General features: G+C 55.4%; 3 protein-coding genes. All 3 read left to right on the top strand.

From position 1 onward, the window contains the following. Positions 1–469 (top strand): ATP-binding protein (locus CW742_RS12105; RefSeq protein ID WP_342764883.1); only part of this gene is annotated, 469 nt, incomplete at its 5' end. A gap of 206 nt (positions 470–675) precedes the next feature. After that, complete coding sequence (locus tag CW742_RS12100; protein WP_292420720.1) at positions 676–1,113, top strand: CAP domain-containing protein; 438 nt, start codon at positions 676–678, stop codon at positions 1,111–1,113. Between the two features lie 81 nt (positions 1,114–1,194). Beyond that, positions 1,195–1,682 (top strand): ArsR family transcriptional regulator (locus tag CW742_RS12095; RefSeq protein ID WP_292420719.1); only part of this gene is annotated, 488 nt, incomplete at its 3' end.

Below are 1,682 nucleotides of genomic sequence, written 5' to 3'. Positions count from 1 at the left end.
CCAGATTTCCTCGATGCGGGCGCTGCAGGACCGCGGTCTCATCGCTCCCGAGTGGCAGCCGGTGCGGAAAGTTTTTTCAGATGCGGTTGCCCTGCTCCCCTCCCATCATACCGATATCGTCATGGATCTCGGTGATATCGAGGTGTTTGCCGACCCCCTGTTCTCCCGGGCATGCTATCGCCTGCTCGATTTCTCCCTGCGCTCCGGGACGGCACCGGTCCGCCGTATCCGCCTGACAGCGAAGGTGAACGGCGATACCCTTCACATCCTCTTCGAGGACGACGGGTGCGGGATCATGGATCATGAGAAGGCAACCCTCTTCGACCTCGATCACCCCCAGGGGCTCTACATCATCCGGGAGCTTTTGGGATATACCGGGATCGGCATCTCCGAGACCGGTGCTCACGGGAGGGGATGCACCTTCGATATCAGCGTCCCCAAAGACAAGTTCCGGTTCCCAGCCGGCTGAAACACCATCTTTGCCAGAGTGCATCCAACCGTGCGGTTCATCGCTTCAACCCGGGCAATTTCCGCATTTTTAATGCCGGTACGCTCAACCGTTCCTGAAGGAAGCGTCCTGATATGTCAGATCAATATATTACCCAACGGTATCACCCGTGTTCAGCACCTCGTGCCGGAACCGGAAGGAAAAAGAAGGTTCTCTTCGTTTTTCTCATGCTGATTCTTACCGGTGCTGCCGGGATCGCGTATCTCGCATGGACCTCCGGTATTTTTGCCGACACCAACCCGGTCATTGCCCCCCGGCTTGCAGAGCAAATCAACCTCGAACGGCACGCCCACAACCTTGCACCGGTGCAGGTTGACGGAACCCTGGCATGGCAGGCTGCAACCAAGAGTAATGAAGTGAGGATAGCAGCCCTGAATTATGTGCCCGGGGCAAATTCCGATCCTGATGCAACCACCAATGTCCTCATCATCCCGAAGGTGACCTGGGCGTTGTCTGATACCAGTTTCCGGCAGCAGTTTACCGATAAACCGGACAATGCGAATGTGGCATTCCGGAACAATGTTCTCAATCCAGAGTACCATATGGTCGGCATTGGTGTGTCCAGTGACAGTTACAACTACTATATCGTGACCCGGTGGAAGTAATGAACCGTGCCCCGCACCCTTTCCCGTCTCGTTGTGACTGATGAAAAAAGCCTAATAGTCCCGCAGTAACAGTACGTAAGCATGCCCGATGTTACTGAGGCAGCCCGGCTGCTCGATATCCTGGGGAACCGGAACCGCCGGCGTATCATCGAGCTCCTGCGGCAGAAACCCTGTTTTGTGACCGAGATCTCCGACACGCTGATGCTCTCACCCAAGGCAGTCATCGATCATCTCCAGATGATGGAGCGGGAGGCGATCCTCTCCTGCCAGATTGACGAGCGACGGCGGAAATACTATTATCTTGCCCACGACATCCTCATCGATATCAGTCTCAAGGAGATGCGGGTAGTCTCGCCGCGTGCGGCAGAAGAGGATGAGAAGAACGAGCGCCTCCGGCAATCCGTTGCCATGCTCGGCAGGATGATTCGTGCCCATGACCAGCTTCTCACCAGCCTTGAGCAGATCAACCACGACATCGAGCTTAAGAGCCATGATATTACCAATAACCATAAAGAAATATTCCAAAACGAGCCAAACATTTGTTGTGTCAATCCCCTCCCCCCACGACC

Origin of the sequence: Methanoregula sp. (assembly GCF_002835825.1) — an archaeon.
Lineage (GTDB): Archaea > Halobacteriota > Methanomicrobia > Methanomicrobiales > Methanospirillaceae > Methanoregula.
This window is presented reverse-complemented; position numbering and strand designations above follow the sequence as displayed.